The organism is Spirosoma sp. KCTC 42546, assembly GCF_006965485.1.
Classification (GTDB): domain Bacteria; phylum Bacteroidota; class Bacteroidia; order Cytophagales; family Spirosomataceae; genus Spirosoma.
The window spans coordinates 5,887,852-5,906,891 of sequence record NZ_CP041360.1 but is presented as its reverse complement, the minus strand read 5'-3'; the positions used below and the strand labels follow the sequence as shown (position 1 = coordinate 5,906,891).

General features: G+C 45.8%; 16 protein-coding genes. 9 read left to right on the top strand and 7 right to left on the bottom strand.

The annotated features are described in order from the left end of the window. Positions 1 to 314 precede the first annotated feature (314 nt). Both EXU85_RS24395 and EXU85_RS24390 read right to left on the bottom strand, forming a co-directional pair. A complete protein-coding gene (locus EXU85_RS24395) occupies positions 315 to 959 on the bottom strand; it encodes a response regulator transcription factor (protein WP_142774589.1) in 645 nt (214 codons plus the stop codon). Next, positions 949 to 4,119 carry a sensor histidine kinase gene (locus tag EXU85_RS24390; protein ID WP_142774588.1) on the bottom strand — a complete coding sequence of 1,057 codons (3,171 nt, stop codon included), beginning with the start codon at positions 4,117 to 4,119 and terminating at the stop codon, positions 949 to 951. The genes EXU85_RS24395 and EXU85_RS24390 overlap by 11 nt, the downstream gene beginning before the upstream one ends. A 140-nt stretch (positions 4,120 to 4,259) precedes the next feature. On the opposite strand from EXU85_RS24390, the gene EXU85_RS24385 reads away from it, so the two are divergent. The 6 genes from EXU85_RS24385 to EXU85_RS24360 all read left to right on the top strand — a co-directional run bounded on the left by EXU85_RS24385 (position 4,260) and on the right by EXU85_RS24360 (position 9,278). Further along, the gene (locus EXU85_RS24385; RefSeq protein ID WP_142774587.1) at positions 4,260 to 4,436 is read left to right on the top strand and encodes a DUF1059 domain-containing protein; all 177 of its coding nucleotides are present in this window, start codon (positions 4,260 to 4,262) and stop codon (positions 4,434 to 4,436) included. 231 nt (positions 4,437 to 4,667) lie between these two features. After that, on the top strand, positions 4,668 to 5,939 hold the full coding sequence (locus EXU85_RS24380; protein WP_142774586.1) for a hypothetical protein: 1,272 nt from the start codon (positions 4,668 to 4,670) through the stop codon (positions 5,937 to 5,939). A 12-nt stretch (positions 5,940 to 5,951) separates the two neighbouring features. After that, the gene (locus EXU85_RS24375) at positions 5,952 to 6,767 is read left to right on the top strand and encodes a tetratricopeptide repeat protein (RefSeq protein ID WP_142774585.1); all 816 of its coding nucleotides are present in this window, start codon (positions 5,952 to 5,954) and stop codon (positions 6,765 to 6,767) included. Between the two features lie 211 nt (positions 6,768 to 6,978). Then, on the top strand, positions 6,979 to 7,428 hold the full coding sequence (locus tag EXU85_RS24370; protein WP_142774584.1) for a hypothetical protein: 450 nt from the start codon (positions 6,979 to 6,981) through the stop codon (positions 7,426 to 7,428). A 290-nt stretch (positions 7,429 to 7,718) separates the two neighbouring features. Continuing rightward, positions 7,719 to 8,321: a DinB family protein gene (locus EXU85_RS24365; protein ID WP_142774583.1), complete on the top strand. Its 603-nt coding sequence runs from the start codon at positions 7,719 to 7,721 to the stop codon at positions 8,319 to 8,321. Between the two features lie 21 nt (positions 8,322 to 8,342). Further along, positions 8,343 to 9,278 carry a PLP-dependent cysteine synthase family protein gene (locus EXU85_RS24360; protein WP_142774582.1) on the top strand — a complete coding sequence of 312 codons (936 nt, stop codon included), beginning with the start codon at positions 8,343 to 8,345 and terminating at the stop codon, positions 9,276 to 9,278. Positions 9,279 to 9,503: 225 nt separating this feature from the next. On the opposite strand, the gene EXU85_RS24355 is transcribed toward EXU85_RS24360, so the two are convergent. The 3 genes from EXU85_RS24355 to EXU85_RS24345 all read right to left on the bottom strand — a co-directional run bounded on the left by EXU85_RS24355 (position 9,504) and on the right by EXU85_RS24345 (position 11,748). Next, on the bottom strand, positions 9,504 to 10,841 hold the full coding sequence (locus tag EXU85_RS24355) for a phage integrase SAM-like domain-containing protein (RefSeq protein WP_142774581.1): 1,338 nt from the start codon (positions 10,839 to 10,841) through the stop codon (positions 9,504 to 9,506). Positions 10,842 to 11,010: 169 nt separating this feature from the next. Continuing rightward, complete coding sequence (locus tag EXU85_RS24350) at positions 11,011 to 11,379, bottom strand: hypothetical protein (RefSeq protein WP_142774580.1); 369 nt, start codon at positions 11,377 to 11,379, stop codon at positions 11,011 to 11,013. A gap of 144 nt (positions 11,380 to 11,523) precedes the next feature. Then, on the bottom strand, positions 11,524 to 11,748 hold the full coding sequence (locus EXU85_RS24345) for a helix-turn-helix domain-containing protein (protein ID WP_142774579.1): 225 nt from the start codon (positions 11,746 to 11,748) through the stop codon (positions 11,524 to 11,526). Between the two features lie 89 nt (positions 11,749 to 11,837). Here EXU85_RS24345 and EXU85_RS24340 point away from each other — a divergent pair, with 89 nt between their 5' ends. The 3 genes from EXU85_RS24340 (at position 11,838) to EXU85_RS24330 (ending at position 14,615) form a co-directional block, all read left to right on the top strand. Next, positions 11,838 to 12,236 carry a hypothetical protein gene (locus tag EXU85_RS24340; protein ID WP_142774578.1) on the top strand — a complete coding sequence of 133 codons (399 nt, stop codon included), beginning with the start codon at positions 11,838 to 11,840 and terminating at the stop codon, positions 12,234 to 12,236. A gap of 156 nt (positions 12,237 to 12,392) precedes the next feature. Then, entirely contained in the window at positions 12,393 to 13,988 is a 1,596-nt protein-coding gene (locus tag EXU85_RS24335; protein ID WP_142774577.1) for a hypothetical protein, read from the top strand. A 294-nt stretch (positions 13,989 to 14,282) separates the two neighbouring features. Continuing rightward, positions 14,283 to 14,615, top strand: a complete 333-nt coding sequence (locus EXU85_RS24330; RefSeq protein ID WP_142774576.1) for a hypothetical protein — start codon at positions 14,283 to 14,285, stop codon at positions 14,613 to 14,615. 1,007 nt (positions 14,616 to 15,622) lie between these two features. Here the strand turns inward: EXU85_RS24330 and EXU85_RS24325 are convergent. Then, positions 15,623 to 16,786, bottom strand: a complete 1,164-nt coding sequence (locus EXU85_RS24325; RefSeq protein ID WP_142774575.1) for a DUF6371 domain-containing protein — start codon at positions 16,784 to 16,786, stop codon at positions 15,623 to 15,625. A gap of 211 nt (positions 16,787 to 16,997) precedes the next feature. Then, positions 16,998 to 19,004 (bottom strand): DUF3987 domain-containing protein, encoded by a 2,007-nt coding sequence (locus tag EXU85_RS24320; protein ID WP_142774574.1) that lies wholly within the window; start codon positions 19,002 to 19,004, stop codon positions 16,998 to 17,000. Positions 19,005 to 19,040: the final 36 nt, after the last annotated feature.

The following is a 19,040-nucleotide window of genomic DNA, read 5'->3' as shown; positions in this document are numbered from 1 at the left end:
ATCGAACAGAGAAAGTCACAGATGTGTAAGGCCCAGCTTCAATTCAGTCGCCTGACATCATTGATTGCCTGAGCCAAAAAGGCAATCTCGTACTGAGCGATACGCTCCGAGAGCAAGGCCGCTTTCTACTCGAATAGGTCTACTTTTTCTTCCAGGCAATGGTATATGCTACGGATTGTGGTTGACAGTTATTTAAATTATGGCCTTTAGTAGCACTACACACCTATTTATCAATGGATACACTTGGCCCGTTGTTTGACAAAACAGTAGGTTGACTAGCTAAAAAACTAGTGGTTGACGCAGATTTGACTTACTCAAAGCCCATGACCATGAGCAAACTGGATCAGCTCGGACAACTTGCTGATGCCTAATTTAAAGTAAATATTTTTGCGATGCGTTTTTATGGTTTCTTCAGATAAAAACAATCGATCTGCCATTTCGGGCGTTGACAAGCCCTGGCGCATCAGGCTGATGAGTTCAGTTTCCCGGGGGGTTAAACTGAATTGTTTGATGAACAAATCGCCACGATGTAAGTCTGGGCTAAACCCCGGTACGGGCAGATCATAATCCGATTGGCCCTTCATTACGTTTACCAAACAGGTATGCAGCCGATCGGGAGAAGCACTTTTGAGTAGGTAACCCGCCACCCCGGCTCCCCGTAACTCCTCAATAAGCGTTTTGTAAGTATACATGGTAATAATCACCACCCGGACCCGGGGAAATTCCTGCTGAAGTTGCCGGGCAATATCGATCCCGTTGCGATGGGGTAGATTAATGTCCAGCAGCACCAGCTCGGGCTGAAGGGTATGGACGACCGGAATCACATCACGCCCATCGTACACCTGCCCGATTACAGTGTAGGATGGGCTGACGGAGGTCAGTAAGGTACGCAAACCATCACTGAACAGCTGATGATCATCAGCAATAAGAACAGTGGTCGAACTGGTTTTATTTTCCATAAGTTACGGTCTGTTGCTCAGTAGGAACCGTGAGCGTAATGGTTGTTCCGTTTTGGTTTGTGTCAACCAGTAGGGCTGCTTCGAGATAATTCGCTCGAGATCGAATCGTTCGTAACCCAAGCCCATCCGAGGGAGTTACCGTCGCCCCACTTCCTATTCCATTGTCTTCCACCATTAACGATAGAAAGGTAGGGTGGAAAAGCAATTGAACCGTAATGGTCGATGCCTGAGCGTGTTTTAAAGCATTGGTAACCAGCTCAATCGCGATGCGATAGATCATCAGTTCGGTTTCCGGTTCGAGTCGGCGAACCGCTCCAAACGTAACGAATAAAAAGCGGGTAGGACTAGTGGCATCCAACCGTTGGATGGCCTCCCTAAGGATTTCAGTTAAGCCAAGTTTGCGAAATTCAGGCGGCATTAGGTTATGGGAGATCAACCGTAAATCACGAATCGCTTTTTCCAGTAACTCAATGGGATTACGCCATCCAGTACTGGACTGAGCCATTAGTTCCAACTGCCCTTTAATAGTGGCCAGTGTACCACCCAGATCATCATGTAGATCCGCTGCCAATCGCTGCCGTTCTTCCTCCTGGACGTGCAGTACCCGTTTGAGATCGGCCCGTTGCCGACTTAATTTAGCGCGGGTATAGTGCCGGATTAACAAGGCTGTCAGTAGCAATAAGCCCACTATAACGGCCAGCCGAAACCACAGGGTTTCCCACCAGGGCGAATGGATAACCATGCGGAGTCGCTGCTCAACCCAGACCCCATCAGTATTGGTCCCCCGAACCCGAAATGTATAGGTCCCCGGGGGGACTTGCAGATACGAGGCCGTACGGTCTGGACCAGCGAGGTGCCATGCTGGATCGAAACCCTCCAGCTTAAATTGATGACGATTCGTTTCCGGGCTCTGATAATCCATATAAGCAAACGAAAAGGATAGGTCATTCTGATGATAGGCTAGTTGTAGTGGATTAGACGGTCGATCCGTTGGTCCGTCGGTAGCAGAGGGTTGGAACGAATGGCCATTGACCAGCAGAGCCGTGATTACCGTTTTTGCTAGTCGAACACGGTGCTCAATACGGCTTGGGTAGAAGGCGTAGTAGCCCATGCGATCCCCAAAGAACAATTGCCCATCAGGTGCCTGATAGCCTGAAAACTCCCACATCGTCCGGCCATTAACGCCCTGTAGAGGGCCATAGCGGTTGAATCGCCCTTGATGAGGCACATAGTTTTTGATGCCAGACAGATCACTGATCCATAAGCCATTCGCCTTATCGAGTTGAACACTGGTTATATTCGTGGGTCGGTCGGGATCGGTCGGAAAGGCTAAGCCAAACTGATCAGTGGCCCGATTATAGCGAAACAGCCCCCCCACACCACTTACCCAGAGCACACCCTGACGATCTTCCACCATCCCTGTTACCCGTAACCCAGGCAGATAACGCCGAAAGGAATGGGTTAAGTGATTGTAGCGATTAACGCCCCCTTTAAAGTAGCCCCCCGCCCAAAGGGTACCCAGATGATCTTCGAGCAAAATAGGAATGCCATTATCGCTCAACGTCGTTGAATCAAGTGGATTATGTTGATGGTGGATAAAACGGCCCGTCGCTGGGTCAAATTCATCCAGCCCCTGGGTAGTACCCAGCCACAGCTTACCGAACCGATCTTCCCGAATCACATGCACGTTATCGGTGATGAGTGAGGTGTTGTTTTTCCCGCTATACGGAATCTGGTAGAAGGTTTGGGATGTTGGGTCAAACCGGTTCAGCCCAGCCCCTTTGGTGCCAATCCATAGGGTCCCCTTCCGATCCTGATAGACTTCTCTAATATCATCTGCCCCTAAACTAGTTACCTGGTCCGGGTTATGGGTAAACCACCCCACCTTCCCTGAGGAAGGATCCTGATAGTGTAGGCCCGAAGCCGTACCAATCCATAGTTTACCCGATCGATCCTGCCAGAACGCATGAGCCGTTGTGCCCAGGCGAGTAAAGCCGATCGTCGTCTGCGTTGGAACGATTCGGTATAGTCCGCCATCAAAGGTGCTGACCCAGTGGACGCCATCGGCTGAGGTGAAAAATGCCCAGGGACCGTTTTCCTGAAACGAATTGGGTTGACCGGGCTGTGCTTCCCAATGCTGCACTTTACTCAGGACGGGATCGTACCGATTCAGGCCGTTCTTGTAGGCCCCTATCCAGAGGGCTCCGGTTGAATCTTCCCGAATAAAGGAAATACCATCGGGCTCGCGGGAGGCTTTGTTTTTTAGAAGCGGCCGACTGAGTCGGTTTGGTTGTTTCTCATCGTATGGATAGCGGGTAAACTGACCGCTCTTGCGGTCCATGGAATGCAGACCATCGCCATAGGTTCCTACCCAAAATGTGCCACGGCTATCTTCATACAGGGCGCGTACCTTGTTGTCGACCAGGCTACGCGGGTTACCTTTCTGATGTAAGAAGCGGGTAAACGTCTGGGAAGCAGAGTTGAACCGATTAAGTCCACCCGCGTTGAGCGCTGTCTGGCCCCACTCACTGCCAGTACCAATCCAAAGAACGTTATGGCGGTCTTCATACAAGACCCGGATCTGATCATTGCTCAGTGAAGTTGGGTTGGCCTGATCATGGAGAAAGCGGGTAAACTGACCCGTACGGCGATTGAGACGGTTCAGCCCTCCGTGGGTACCGATCCACAGATTGCCGCTTTTATCTTCGAGAAGGGTGGTTACTTCGTCATGGCTCAGACTACTTGGGTTACGCGGATCGTGCCGATAGTGGGTAAAGATTCCCGTCGCCGGATCCAATCGGTCGAGTCCTTCCCCCATTAGCCCGATCCAGATATAGCCCTGGCGGTCGCAGTAGACGACCTCCGCCTTATCGCCTGCCAGTGAATTGGAATTGGTCGGATCGTGCAGGTAAGCGGTAAAGCGGTGGCCATCAAATCGGTACAGCCCCATACCGCCCAGCCAGATATAGCCCTGCTGATCCTGGGCAATGGTGGTCAATCGTACCCAGTTAATGTTCTCGGGCGGAACAATGGGATAAATTAAGTGCGCTTGTCCCCGTCCCTTACCCAGTGAAAGAACCACTACCCATCCGATGATGAAAATCAAACGAGATACTCCTGAGCTAATGAACTCACGGATGTGCAGGGATATACGATTCATGATTGACCGATAGAAAGAACCACCCAAAGTAAGGTATCATACTTTTGAGTAAAAATACCCCTTTCGTGGTATAGTCCAGCAGCTAGCTCGATTCGACCTTTGCCAGTAGAAAAAGTTTAGTCAAGCTACTCAAAGCTACTATGAAAGTATTACACTGTCACGATGCCGGATTCAATTGCGCGGGCATTATTCGGGCATCCACCGAAAGCGAAGTGCTCGAACTGGCCACTCAGCATGCTGAGCTGGTCCATCAGGTAACCCTTACACCCGTGCTGGTTGACCAAATGAAAGGGCTTATCCGGGATGAAGCGGATTGACCTAAAAATAGTGCTTTTCGACAGGACCGTACGCTTGACTTAGCAGAGAAGTGACGGGTAGGTACCGCCAGTTTATTCGTCTATGGTGGGTGTACAACGATACCAAATCGTCAACTCAAATGGGTTGTCAAAGCAATGGATTCCTGATTAAGAAACTGTTAATGAGCATTCTTATTTAGCCTAAGTATCATCATCTACGAATTTATCAGGCTATTCACGCCATTTTCACTTATGAAAAAGATCTTCTGCGGTATTATAACTGTTTACCTGTTTATCCAGTACGAAGCTTTCAGCCAGGGGTCATGGGCAGGCACTATTCATACTACCACAAAACCAGTTTCCTCGCCCCCCAAGCCCCTAAACCCTAGCAGCAGCCCTGGATATACGGGTTATCCGGTTGTTGAAGGAGATGGTGGTGAATCGAAAATGGCGGAGCAGTATCTAAAAGCGGCTCAGTTATATGGGGAGGCCGCTCGTAAAACAAAGTGCGAAGCCAATCGGATTTTTTATTCGGCCCAGGCAACCTATCATAGTTGTTTAGCTGATCAGTTGCGAATTGGTTCGATAGCTACTTGCACTAAGCCAACTCAGCAACTGATTTATTGCGCCGATGATAATGAGCAATCTCTTGCCAGTAGTGAGTCTTTGGAAAGAGATTCGTATGCCGTAGATCAGCAGATTCGCCAACGGGCTGCCAGTAGTACCAATGCTACCAACCAAGCCTTATACGAACAGCAACAGCAGCTTGGGGAGACCATAAAAGACCCAACGCAACGGCGCGATTACCTCAATACCATCAATCAGTACCAGTCTCAGCAGGCGGCAGTCAATCAGAGTGTAGAAGCCGTAGGGGGTTTAATTGCTGGCCTTCTCGATGCGGGACGGCAGAGACGCGAAAAGGCTGAAGCAGCAGCACAGAAACGGGCCGCTTATGAGGAACGGCTGGCTGAAAAACGCGAAGAGGCCCGGGAAGCTGAAGAAGCCCGCGCCGAAGCCGAACGGCAGCGGCTGGCGCTAATCCGTCAGCAACGCGACTACATTCTGTCGCCAGCGAAAGCGAAACAATTGCCATCGGCCTCTATTAATAGCCAGACGCGGTCGATTTATTACCTCCCCTACGTCGTTTTGAACGAAACACAAATTTGGCTGGCCGACGAGCCGTTTGCCATTACCCGGTACGCTGATGGTAGCTGGCCGTTACTGAGAGACGTGGAAGCACAAATTCAAGGCAAACTTCAAAAAGACTATGGTTTAGCTGACGTTTTACCCGTCCTATGTGGCTACTACATCCGTATGGAGGAAGCACAACAGGCTCGCACAGAAATAACAATCCGCAGTCTTAAACAGACTGGCTTTATGGTGTATCCGTTTTCGTTTGGCTCTCCAAATGCCGAAGGGCAGGACAACGTATCAACCGATTTCTGGGGGGAAAAGAAAGACACATCCGGTCAGTCAAAATCAGCTGAAAAGCAGAAATCAAAAACTTCTTTCTGGAACAATTAATCCCAACCATCTATGAAATCATTATTACATGTCTGCTTTCTCTGCCTGTTACTTTGGAGCAAACCAGTATGGGCTCAAACGACCGATGAAAAAGCTCAATCTGCTTATCTAACGGCCAATGATGCTTATGAAAAAGGAAACTACACCGAGGCTCTCAGCTATCTCAAACAAGCTCGCGACCTGTTGGGCAAGACCAATAGCAAGATCCAGTATCTGCTCGTGAAAGTGCTGCTCAACGCCAAAGAATACCCGGCTGCCGACGCAGAACTGAAAACCTATTTTGCCGTAACGCCTGAAATAGCTCGTGATGCTCGTTATGATGAGATGGTGAAGAATGTAGTTTTCGTAGAAAGGATGAGGAAAGAAAGCCAAGAACGCGAAGCCGTTCAAACTAAGAAAAGGAGTGATGATTCATTGGCTGCATTGCAACAGCAACGTTTGGCAAGTTTTGAAAGGATGCGAAATCTCCGTGTAATTATTCCTGAAAACCAGCGTAGGATTACTGGTAAAAAAGCTAAAGGGTGGCTGACGATGTTAGCAAGTATTGGGCTTTTTGGTGGTTTTATAGCTCAGGAAATCTCAAATAAAGACAGTAATAAAGATTCTGACGCATCCCTTCCAGTTATTGCTGGTGTGGGAACGGGAGTACTAATAATGTGTTCGATCAGTTCATTTTCTAATGCGAAAAATTTACGTCGAACAAACAAGTTTTATCGGCAAGAACTTGAACGATTGGAAACTAATAGCACGAAAAAACAAATAACCTTATCTCCCTACTATACTCCCTATCAGCAAACTGCTGGACTGGCCGTTCGGATGCGGTTTTGAACTAGTATATTAATGAGTAGCAATTAGCCTAGAAAATGAAAGCTTTAGTCTATCCAAATCATTGCGACTTTACTGGTTCTCCGTATTCTTACAAATAGTTTGTTAGTATTAAAGATCTGAGATGTCACCTTTCGAGTTGCCTAAACTTTCTGAAGCACCAATTGCACTTCATGCAGTGGACGGCCCCTGCGGACCTCTCGCGGCATGGGGGGTGCTACAACATTTTCGCAAACGAACGTCTGCTACCAGTCTCCTCAAAGCTTGTAGACATACCCATCAACATGGCACATTCGCAATCGCTCTGGCAGTTGCCATTCATGAGCAAGGGCATGGGCTAGGGGTAGAGTTTTATTCCGAAGCTGATCCAGACATGCACTTCATTGAGGTAGAGTGTTATGGGCGCGCAGCAGAAATAGGTATTTATAGGAATGAGCCGCCCGCATTAGATAGCATATTAGCCAAAGTTAACTCCTGTTGCATTCCCATCATTCTTTATAATGCCGAAGGGGATGTGGGTCATTATTCACCCATAGTAGGCATCGACGGTAAGTGGGTTCTCCTGCCCTACACCGATGAAAAATTCATGCTCAAGGAAGAACTACAAATTCGGTGGTCGGCTCCAGGCATCTTCCGCCAATGTATACTTATTCACGGCTCCTAACCCGTGTTTTGATTAAGTGATTACTGACGTAAAGTAGTTCTCATAAATGCGTTTCTAAATTTGGCTAGTGAGATTTTGAATTAGGAAATAATTTACAGTTGCGCTTACTATTCACATCAAGATTAGCCCTTTATAACTGGGACGTTTTCTAAATAGGACAAGCTATGTGGGCTAAGGACTTGATTTAACGCCAACTACTTTGACTGGGCGATTCGCTCCATCATTAGTTTTACATTAACTCTTCTTTTTCAAAAAAAGTCACATGTTTATAACTACTATTCCCGTGTCCTATGGCTGATTCACAGTTGCCTTCCCGACGATCTTTTGTGAAACAGGGCTTTACTGCTTTCACCGCTTCGTCCGGTATGATACCTATACTGGCAGGGACTGATACCCCTGAAAATGATCAGCTATTAATAAACAAGGTCAGCCTCCTTCGGGAAATGGCGGCTGACACGTACGCCAATCTGTGGAAAAACTTAACCGGTATTACCGAGAAGGAAGCCGATTGGCAGCCAAATCCTGAATCCAATTCAGTGCGCTGGGTGGTCGGGCATCTTTGCTGGTTTGAGGAGTATGTAGCCGACGCCTTAGAGAATACAGGGCGCTATTTAACCGATAAAAAACCAACGATCGTACAAGAATCTTCCATGCCGAAACTCAAAGAACGGTTTGACGCTGCCCGAGTTTGCTCAGCAAGACTCATCGAGTCACTGACCGTTGATTCATTTAAAAAAGAAATTATCTATGTTGGCCGGTTTCCGGTAACCATTCATAGCCTGCTACAAACCCACACCTTACATATGTCCGGTCACCGGTATCAGGTACGCTACATTCGGGGTACCTACAGCCGAGTCTTTCATACCAACAAAGCCGATTTTGATCCCTGGTGACACCTCTATCGCTCACATCCCATGTATTCACCAGCATATAGTGCACTCTCGGCCATTGGCAATACACCCTTCGTGCAGTTACGCAACATCGTTCCTCCACAGTGTGCTGATATTTTCCTGAAGTTGGAGTACCTCAATCCAACGGGCTCATATAAAGATCGCATGGCGCAGGCCATTATCGAAGAAGCCGAACAACGCGGTACACTCCGGCCCGGAATGACCGTAGTAGAGTGTACGGCGGGTAGTACAGGAACCGCCTTAGCCTTTGTTTGCGCGGTGAAAGGATATCGCTTCCGGGTGATTTCGTCGGATGCTTTTGCCAAAGAAAAACTTCAGTCTATGCGTGCTCTGGGCGCGGATATTCAGCTTGTCCCTAGTGAGGGAGGACGCATTACGCCCGACTTAATTCCTCGAATGATTGGGGTAGCTTCGGAATTAGCCCAACACCCGGAAAACTATTGGACACACCAGTTCGAAAACCGGGATGCTATTGAAGGCTATCGTAAAATGGGACGGGAAATTCTGCAACAGTGTCCTGCTGGGGTAAACGTTTTCCTGGCAGCAGTGGGCACCGCGGGTATGTTGAGCGGGGTCTCACTGGAACTGAAACAGGTCAGTCCGGGCACGCAAGTAATTGCTCTTGAACCGGCCGAATCACCCCTATTGACGCAGGGAGTGAAAGGCAACCATAGTATTGATGGGGTGGGAGTAGGTTTTATTCCACCGCTGTTATCGGCTGAAACCTACGATGAAGTACGTGCTGTACCAGAAGCTCAGGCTCGAGAAACAGCGAGGCTGTTAGCTGCTCGGGAAGGCATCTTTGCCGGGACCTCTACGGGGCTTAACGTAGCGGCTGCCCTATATCTTGGTTGCCAGTTGGGCCCTGGTTATACCGTTGTGACCGTTGCCTGTGATTCAGGCATGAAGTATTTAGCAGGTGGTTTATTTGACTATTAACTGTATGTCGTCAATCAAAAGTGAACAGATGCGGGTGAAAAGAGAAGAGTGATTGGCGAAATATATAGAGGCCAGCTAGTCACAAGCTAGCTGGCCTTACCCGATTATAGACAGCTTGCTTAATCATTTAAATAGTTTCCGTTCGAAGTCGCTCGAGTTGGCTCTTTAAGTCCATCAAGAAGTAATTGTTAGTCAGATAATTGCGCTTTGTATTGATTTACTTCACTAGTCATAGACATCTGCCATTCCCCGGTTCAATTCGTCAGTGTCCAGATCTTGTAGATAATTCGCCGTGATATCATAGCTACTATGACCCAGTGAATCTTTAATCCATTCCATTGGCTTCCCTTTCTGCTTGGCTCGTTGGGCATAGGAGTGACGAGCAGAATGGGACGAAAAAGTATAATCCATCTCTAGAAATACGCCAACCCGTCTTAAGTTATGGTTAACGGATGCTGTGGCCTGATTGACAGCTAGCTTTAAGGCATAAGCATTCTCCGGTGGTGATAAGGTTAGACGCTCCTTCCAGCGAGAAGTTAACCAGGGTAAAAGGAAACCGTCAGGGTTAACGGGGTTCCAATAGATCCGAATTAGGGGTAATAATCGCGGGTTAATATAAATGCTTAACATCTGTTTCCCTCCTTTCTTGCGTCCTTTCTGTTGGTAATACTCGATCCGGGCGGGATTTCCTCCTACCAAGATCACATTCGAATTTCGAAGTAACAGTACATCCCCTACCCGAGCTCCAAATAGATAATACTGTATCAGAAATGTATGGACAGACAAACGCATGGACTCTCGATGCCTAAGTATCTTTTGATCTGGGAGTGGCGAAAAATCCATGGCGAAGATTTCAAGCTGTTCAATCTGCTCTTTGGTAAGCTTCTGTTTTTTTGACTTGAGTACGTCCAGATCAATTTCCCAATAAGGTAAGATGGGAATAATTCCCCGACGTAAGGCCATATTTAAAATTGCTTTTAATTGGGCCAAGTGTCGTCTTAATGTGCTGTCTTTGCGGCAAGGCACCGGTTTAGTACGGAGGTAATTGAGATAAGACTCAACAAACTCTGTGTCGATATCAATCATAGAAATATCAGTCCGTGGCGGCTGAAGGGTTTTTAAGAAATCTTCGAAAATATCTATCTCTAAGGTATATTTACCCGCATTAGCTAGATTATTTCTGTGCTTCCAAAAGGGAATTACAACCGTACGGCCGAAATGAAGCAGGCCTAAGGGTAGTGCCGGGATGGCTTTTTGCTTATTTATTTTCCAGGTCGGATAATCTATCCGTAGAATATCCTGAGTGGTGTAGGGCCAGCTTTTCTGATCATAAAAGTCAACAAGCTCAAAGACTTGCTTATACCGTTCTCGCAGAATAGCATTTAACTGCTTGCTCTGGGAGTCATAGGCCAGAACTTGTTTAGCCGAGTCATTCCAATGGTTTTCCTTGATGTGGAAAAGTGTTTCATAAGCATACTTGCGGTTCTTACCGACTCGAATCATCACTGGATATTTGCCATCCTTACGAGCCGCTTTTCCTTTTACTATCGCTATTGTAGTCATCAGATTTGCTACCGTTTTTTACGAACAAAATTTAGACCCCTATTTATCAAAACAGAATAGACAGCCACCTAATGAATCAAGAAAAGGTGAGTTTACATTCGATGGCCAGAAACCGCTACGAATGTAAACTCACCTTTTACGAAATCAGAACCACTTCCTAATAAGATATTCAGTTTTGCTTTCGACCGAGCAGAAGAGGCAACTCAAGTTGAGGGATAGTCTGCAGTAGCGCTACTAGTGCGCTGAATTCATCCGGCTCTAATTCACGGTTTTCTTGATAGAATACAATCACCTCCTGGAGAGTAGCCGTAATTTGCTTTGAGCTGAATTTTTCGAATAATCCCGCTACTTCTTGGATGATGGTAGTGCTGGCCTGAGCGGATACGGTTCGATACATTGAATCGGTTTCTACAAACCAATCTGCATTAATGGATTCTGACTGGCTACCAGCACTTGTTGCATTTTGATCTGAGTTGACCGTTTGCTCAGTCGTGTTTGCATGGGGATTCCGTGGGGAGTAATTTTGCTCCGTGTTCATTTGAATGAAGGTTTAAATGTTGACACTTACCCCGCGCCGAGGCCTCAGAAACTTAAGCGACGGGGTTTTCTTTGAATTAAAAACTAGTAGTAAATATAACGCCTTGTGCTATATATAGCGCAAATTATTGTGTTTTTTTACCTACTATTTTACTTCAATTTGTATGTTGAGTTTGTGGCCAAGTGCGTCGATAACCCGTTCGAGTGTCTCAACAGTAAAGTTATTTCTACCTACTTCGTAATAGCCAATAGTTGCCCTGGCAAGGCCTAATCGCTTCGCTAGTTCCTCTTGAGTAATTCCTTGCTTCTTGCGCAGGATTCGAATCATTTTTCCTAATTCTTTAGGCGTATTCATGCTTTTTGCACTCATGTGTATATAAATAGTTACACTGTAATTTTAAAGTTTTTAACATAGTTGAACAAGGATCAATATAGCACAAGACAAACAACTTTTATAAAATGAAAACACCGGCCATGGAACTTAGAGTCTTAACTGAAGAACAATTTCAAGCGATGATGACGGATCGACAAGATGCAATCACACGTGAAAGGCGAATACTTGAATTAGCCGAAACGATCAACCGTGAAAATATAGCGCTGAAAGCAGGTCTTATTTTTTACAATAAAGAGCAAGTGGCCAATATGCTGCATTGTTCAACCAAGCAGGTAGAACGCTATGAAGCCTCAGGTAAGCTAACAGGAACCCGGTTCACCAGTCGGGTACTTTTTTCGGCTAGCAGTTTAATGATCTTTGTTGACGAGTATAATATAGTTGGAGTGAAATTACCTAAACAATCGAGCTATCCTAGGAGAAAACGTCGCTCAAAAATGATAATTAGCCCTGATTCTTGTCAATAAAACTAACTGCGGGGGCTAATCAGTATTGTTAATTCTGGCCTTTCAAGCCTATTAGCAACTGGCATAATTCCTAATAGGCCAATATGCGTATATACACTATCGTTCAAATTCAAAAACATTTACTATATTTATATGAACATATAACATCGTTCATATATGACCCGTCCAATTGGTTCAGATGCCCTGATCGCCGGGCTAATGGCTCCCACTACGAACTGGGGGCAAGTGATGGCTGCCAAAGACAACCAGTTACAGCAGCAAACTTATCTTACCCAACAGTCCGAGCAGGAGTTATTGCAGGAACAGCAAGCCGCGGCTCAGATCGCCAATTTTCAACAAAAGATTCGCACTTTACCGCTAGAGCGGCCGGATAAAGTGCGGGTGTCCAAATGGCTACTGGGACAAGAGAAATCCATTGCTGATCGGCTGGAGAACTCGTATCAAGGAAGTTTAAAAAAATTCATGGCAGTTGAGGGAGCAGCCTGGATGGATCACACACTGGGAGCGCTGGAGCAAAGTAATGAGTATCAAACAGGACTCCACAATCTGGAGCAGATCACGCTGGCTAAGGAAGCTATGCGGAAAGGCGAAAACCTGATTGGTGAGGTTCGGGATGTCAATGGTACCAAGCAGTATATATCGGCGGATAAACGCATAGCTGACTACTATGCCGGAAAGCTACCCAAGTTTGATTTTCAAGGGAGCTATAAAGACGATGATAATTTACTCAAGCATTTTAGCGAACAGTACGCTCCTAACAAACTTCCCTACGAGCAAACAGCAGTCGATGATAAGGCTATCCAGGAATATCTATTAGCCGCTAATCCCCGCGAAGTGGCAGAGGATAAATACCATCGAAAATATCGGGGTGCGCAGATCTATTACAAGACTAAACCACTCGATGAGCTTGTTGACTTCAAACTAAAGCAGCAGGATCATCAGATGAAAGTTGCCGACCATAACCGGAAAGGGGCACTCGATAACCTGCGGGCTCAGGGATTACAGTTAAGCAATCAGATCAAACAAACCAAGTTGGCAGGCCTGCAAAATGCAGGAGCCGACGGTACTGATCCGGGAGCGTATCTGCGTCACATGATCCCCCAGTCGACAGATCAGCCTGGCGTGGCGTACGTGCAGGATGATGAGTTGAAAGGTCATAAGGTGTTGCGGCATTCGGGTTATGATCTGGGCAGTTTTGGGGGTGGTAGTACGGGTAAAGTTGGTTTTAAGGCACTTGATGTTTATGACAAGGAATCGGCGGGGGCGCTGGGAAGTCTGGTAGGAGCGGAGAAAGTGCCGGTTTCAAAAGAGAATCCAACCGGCTGGCGGGGTGGTAAGATTCTGGAAGGTATTGTTCCCCAAAATGGGTTTAATGCGATTGATCTGTCGGGGACATCTCACCAGATCGTGCATATCGACAATAAAATCTACACCAACCCCCGTGAGTTCGGGCAGTCGGGTCAGCCCCTGAGTCCTAATGGACCCATGGGATTTGTGAAAGTTACCCTGCGCATGGATTCCAACAGCGATGCCAAGCAAGCGGGCTTGCTGGAAGGTATGTTCAATTCGTCGACGCGGATTGGGGCAGGAACCTACAACAAGGATACGCGTGAAATCACGCTGTATGCTCCGGTTGGTGCGCTGTATAAGAATGCAGCCTTGAACCGGTACTTCTCCAATCAGGATGCCGGCCAGAAAGTGACCAACGAGTATGCGAACCCGTACGCACTTGGTCTGGATGATGACGACTAGCTTCACTCCAGTAACCACAACCAGGTCCTGACTTCTGGAATGATTGAGCCTGTTGTGAGCAGAATTTTTAAGCCTAAGCTTTTAATTGGCCAATAAATCACTGGGTCCCCTTGGCAGGATAGGTCTTAGTTGGGCGGGGGCCGGTTTAAAAACGAGCCGGACCCCGGGGGGGCTTTAACCGGTAGTCCCACACATCGCTCGCGTCTGAATCCGTTTAGGCATGTGGCAAGCAGCGGTTAGTTTTATCTTCTTTTACCTATTCGTAAACGATTCCCTTCATTTAAATTTCTGACCATGAGTTATCAAAAAGTTAATCCCTATCCTCGGCACGATGATCTGGTGCAAGGAACATTTTTTCAGCCTGAAGACTATAAGCTCAATCTGATAATGGTCACCTTACGACCTATCTCGTTACGTGTGCTGTTCTACGCGCTAGCCCATTTGGAAGCCGACGGTTCGGTGGAGTTATCCCCAGTCAAAATGGCGTCAAAGTTCATGACGGATAGTAGCTATATTGGAAAAGGCATCCGTGAGCTCGTCCATTTTAAGCTGATGGCTTATCGAACCCGATCGGTCTTTTGGCTAAATCCAGGGGTCGCTAAGCCCATATCAATACAGATAAGCTAGGCCGGTTTACCAGTTGAGAAGCGTGAAATGTCAAAATCTCAAAATGTCTCGTATTAACGCGATGATATGGGACCCATTCGGCCGGAAATCTATTTGGAGCGGGGGGTACTTCTAAACGCATGGTTACCCCCGGCCTCTTTAAAGCAGTAGTCCTATTCATCGCTCGGGTCTACTAATATTTCTTCATGCTTCCAAATGGGTATTAAGATCTGGCTTTCAAGAGAGGATAAAATTTAATCTATTGATATTTTGACCTTTTGACACTTTAGGAAAAATCTATTGAGCATTGATACTGGGCAAAAATGTCAAAATATCAAAATGTCATTAGTGTTCTATTGGGGCTGGGGTTGACTAAGGAATCCAAAAATGTCAACGTGTCAAGAGTTCATTCAGATAATGTTGATTTTAGGATGATAAGGATGTTTAAAAGTGTCATCGTGTCAAAAGTTCACCCTAAAATATGACTGGATGAGCCTTGGCAATAGATTGATGTAGCCCGGTGATAATTTAAAATCCCAAACTATACTCTAATGCTTTTAATCGATAGTCGTACGTATCGCTTATCTTATTCCGTTTTGCGTGTTCATATCAGGCAGGGACCGTTTTACGAATTTTTAATTTAGAGTGAATTGACCGTTGATATTTTGACATTTTCGTCTGGATCGGTAAATACTAGGAATTGCCTAAAGTGTCAAAATGTCAAGAGTTCCTATAATTAAGGTCATCTTGAAAATGTCAACGTGTCAAAAGTTCACTTAGTAAAATTTAGAAGTAGAACCGACAAGACTACGCCTGCAACCGTTGAGGTGATATAAATACCGCATTGGCATCTACCTCCCGTTCTGATTTCTTATTCATTCCAAGAATTATAGCTGAATTTTTCCTTTAGGCTCTAGCAACCATGCACATACGGTTATGTATATACGTGCATTGGACATGGTAAAGGTATTTGATGGCCTGCTTTAGGCTAGATGAATCACTTTTAGCAGCGGAATCAATGCTGACTACTAATCCCAACTAGGTGGATAAATGTCGCATGGATCGACTTTTAGTTTTTCTCCGAAGATAATGTTGTTTTCCTTCTGGAGCCAACGTGGTCCGGTGAATAAATCGCGTAAATCAGCATTAGTAACTCCAGCTGGCGTCTTTTTCTGAACGAACGAACTAACTTCTAATTTATAGCCCAACCGCTGCAAAAGAGAAGCTCGATTGCACCAGTCTTCATACTTTCCCGTATCGGGATATAATATGACTTTGCGCTTTTTAAACACGTCAAATACTTCTGGATCGTACCACCTACACCCATTACTCCCACCCGTTGCTAACCAGATGCGGTTAGGTAAATAGATCGAGCATACCATAGCCGTAGATTCCCCCTCAACCAAGGCAGCAGGTTTGTCAGGATACAGAGCTAGTAAATGCTCTCCAAAAAAACACTGTTTCAAATTGATTGTATAATTACCCGCTAGGGTCTTACCAGCGAACCAGACCTTCCCATTCATATCTGTCTCGTATTGACCTGTATTCGTGTTTAATCGACGAGCATTCTGATGATCTTGGGCCCGGTGACCTGTCATGGGGTGAAAAGGGATTACTTTCACTTGCCGTAGGTTCCCAATGTGATCGATTTGAGGCAGACAGGTTGCAAGGGTATTTTCAAATGTCCACCGACGGGAAGTTCCTAACTGGTACTCAGCAAAGAGTAAATCGGCAGTTGGCTTATTAAAAAAGCGGCTTAAGTACTGATAGAATCCATTTCGCTCAAAATGACTTTGACTGCGCCGATATATCTCCATGGATAGATAATCAATCGGTATTTCAGTAACTAGACGTTGTTGATTTGGCCTAGATCGAATGGGTAGCTTCAGGTCTTTTTTTGTAGAATATGAACTAGCCAGGCCGTATTTCCGAGACAATTCATCTATGGCTGTTAGGAATTCAATCTCATGAAACTGGCAGTAAGCTGTAACAGGATAGTAGCGCTTATTTATGGCATGATCCTGAATGTAAGGTTTCCCTTTTTCATCAGCTCTGTAATAGCACTCGGCCGTGTGCCTGGTTTGATCGAATAACCGTACATTCTGTTGGTTCCGCGTAAGGCGGCACCCTGTTAACTCAGATAAAATTTCGGCACCAAATTCAATTTCTAGTTGATCTGATAAATCGCTCATAAAAATTATACCTATGAACTTTTGATATTTTGATACTTTACAAATTGGCTTCTTTCACTGTTGAGCCTTCCCAAAATGTCAAGGTGTCAGAATATCAATCCTATTTGAATGTATTTTGACTTATACGAATGATCATCCTCTACACCTTCAGGTTCTACTTAAGGAGAGAACAGTAAACAGGGCACATCTAAAATGTCAAAATGTCAATGTGTCAGAAAGCCAATTTAGAATAGACGCCATGTTTGACTTGTTTAAAAAATTTGTCCTCGGAAAGAAGCCGTTTCACAGTCGACTCGGAGACAGGTGGAGTAAGATCCTTCCCGATATCGATGGCCTCCGCCGTTGTAATCTGATTGGAAAGGGCGTTGAATAAGCGTTGTCGATCAGGAGATAATGGACCAATAGGAGACTGTTGGCGAAGCTCATTATAAACTTTCTCCGCGTTTTGCCGAAAGTAATCAGCCAATACAATAGCGCGTTCAACGCTGTCAAGACGGATTCGGGTCAGATCAGATTGATCACAGGCCCATTTCATTAATTCGATCAGCAAAGCAAATCGAATACAATACGCATCGAATTTAGCGTAGATTCCTTTAAGGGCTTGAGTTGGAGTCTGGTTGGATCGGTCCGTGTTATCGTCACGCCATTGGCGCATTCGATCAAAAGCATCAGGGGCAAAAGGTATCCAATTGGTTTCGACTGATCCATATTCATCAATGACAGCGCCCTGTCGGAGCGTTAAAAGCTTATCAATCAATCTATAATACTCTTTGGTAATAGAAGGATCCAGCTCCGTATCCGAGTCTTTGTTTTTCTGCTGATCATCAGGGTAGGCAAATAAGATTCGGTCAATAAATCCATTCTGACTACGTCCATCTTTGGCTAATTCGCTTAATACGCCAGGCTGAATAGTTCCGGCCACCGATAAATAAGGGTTATCTATATGCTGAACTCCTGACGCTTTTCGCCCAGATTTAACAGGTGAAAAAGACCAAACGGATAGCCAAAATTGTTCTTCACTCCCTTTATTATAGCGCGTAAAGTTTTTAAACCAACCGGCTAGCTCATCCATTAACAGACCCAGCCCTATAGGGTTATTCTCCATTGTTTGTACTAAAAACTCCTGTGTTACGTCGGAAACTAAAGTCGTCTGGTAAATAGGAGAAGGTAGATTAGCCGCTAATTTTTCGGCTTTCTGCTGGATATATTTACGATAAGCAATTTTATCGACATGCCGTAACGGCTTAATTGCATACTCGAGGGGACCACTTTTATTTGTTCCAGGCATGCCAACAATAGCCAAATACAGCAGCGCTTTTTGGGAGTAATCCTTATAACGAGTCGCGTAGCAGTTACCAACAGCCACACTCGCTGCATACAGAATAGCTGATCCTATCCAGTCAGGTCTAAAATTCATATGTAAGCTAGTCTGCTGGATAATTGGTTGAAAGAGATCCGGAAATGCTTCAATGGGAAAGGGACCGACTTGTTGTCCTTGAATAGTCGGGACGAATTCCAGTTTCTGTTCACTCAGGTGTTCCATTTCAGTCTCCACCTGTTGAATCAGCAATCGATCGATTTTATCTCGGAGTGTAGCCGTCTGGCTAAATGCTTTATCAGTCTGCACCGGAGTGCCATCTATAAACCAGGGCTGTGCTGCAGGGTTCATAAAGTGTTGCTTCTCGCCTGGCCAGCAAAAGGATGATGGACTTAACGGTTTAATCGCTTCGGGCAATAAACCGTGGTATTCTTGTAGATATAAGGTGAGTTTCATTGCATATTGATCTCTTTGAGCCTGATCGCTAGGATCGTTTATACCCGTTAGAACCAATAATACAAACTCATTTATAGAGAGGGTATGAATCAGTGCAAACGTGTGCTTGTCATGATGCAAACTTTCCAGAGGCTCTCCAATGATACCTGTCAACTTGAACGCTATTACTTTATTATAATGTTGAAGGGTCAATGATATCTTTGCTTGAGGGCTGTTAAGCCCGCCCACCCTAAAGCAGGGTAGAGAATTATTTCTGTAAGCTAGCTTTTGGTCATCAGGCGTTAGCCTATAAGCAATGTGTTTCTCCTTGTACTCGCCCTTATCTATACGCTGTAGAAGCTGACTTAGCATTACACCTCCCTCTGACTGAGGAGCTTTGATGCATGGAAACAATTCAAAAATTTGCTCCTGATTTTCCAGAACTGTTGTATCTTTGAGTAGCATAAACGCATGATTAAGAGAGGGTAGCCGGTCGAGGGG

Bases quoted from the DNA above. Each gene is read 5' to 3' on its own strand.
- EXU85_RS24395 (WP_142774589.1), bottom strand. From the start codon at position 959: ATGGAAAATAAAACCAGTTCGACCACTGTTCTTATTGCTGATGATCAT.
- EXU85_RS24390 (WP_142774588.1), bottom strand. From the start codon at position 4,119: ATGAATCGTATATCCCTGCACATCCGTGAGTTCATTAGCTCAGGAGTA.
- EXU85_RS24385 (WP_142774587.1), top strand. From the start codon at position 4,260: ATGAAAGTATTACACTGTCACGATGCCGGATTCAATTGCGCGGGCATT.
- EXU85_RS24380 (WP_142774586.1), top strand. From the start codon at position 4,668: ATGAAAAAGATCTTCTGCGGTATTATAACTGTTTACCTGTTTATCCAG.
- EXU85_RS24375 (WP_142774585.1), top strand. From the start codon at position 5,952: ATGAAATCATTATTACATGTCTGCTTTCTCTGCCTGTTACTTTGGAGC.
- EXU85_RS24365 (WP_142774583.1), top strand. From the start codon at position 7,719: ATGGCTGATTCACAGTTGCCTTCCCGACGATCTTTTGTGAAACAGGGC.
- EXU85_RS24360 (WP_142774582.1), top strand. From the start codon at position 8,343: ATGTATTCACCAGCATATAGTGCACTCTCGGCCATTGGCAATACACCC.
- EXU85_RS24355 (WP_142774581.1), bottom strand. From the start codon at position 10,841: ATGACTACAATAGCGATAGTAAAAGGAAAAGCGGCTCGTAAGGATGGC.
- EXU85_RS24350 (WP_142774580.1), bottom strand. From the start codon at position 11,379: ATGAACACGGAGCAAAATTACTCCCCACGGAATCCCCATGCAAACACG.
- EXU85_RS24345 (WP_142774579.1), bottom strand. From the start codon at position 11,748: ATGAGTGCAAAAAGCATGAATACGCCTAAAGAATTAGGAAAAATGATT.
- EXU85_RS24340 (WP_142774578.1), top strand. From the start codon at position 11,838: ATGAAAACACCGGCCATGGAACTTAGAGTCTTAACTGAAGAACAATTT.
- EXU85_RS24335 (WP_142774577.1), top strand. From the start codon at position 12,393: ATGACCCGTCCAATTGGTTCAGATGCCCTGATCGCCGGGCTAATGGCT.
- EXU85_RS24330 (WP_142774576.1), top strand. From the start codon at position 14,283: ATGAGTTATCAAAAAGTTAATCCCTATCCTCGGCACGATGATCTGGTG.
- EXU85_RS24325 (WP_142774575.1), bottom strand. From the start codon at position 16,786: ATGAGCGATTTATCAGATCAACTAGAAATTGAATTTGGTGCCGAAATT.
- EXU85_RS24320 (WP_142774574.1), bottom strand. From the start codon at position 19,004: ATGCTACTCAAAGATACAACAGTTCTGGAAAATCAGGAGCAAATTTTT.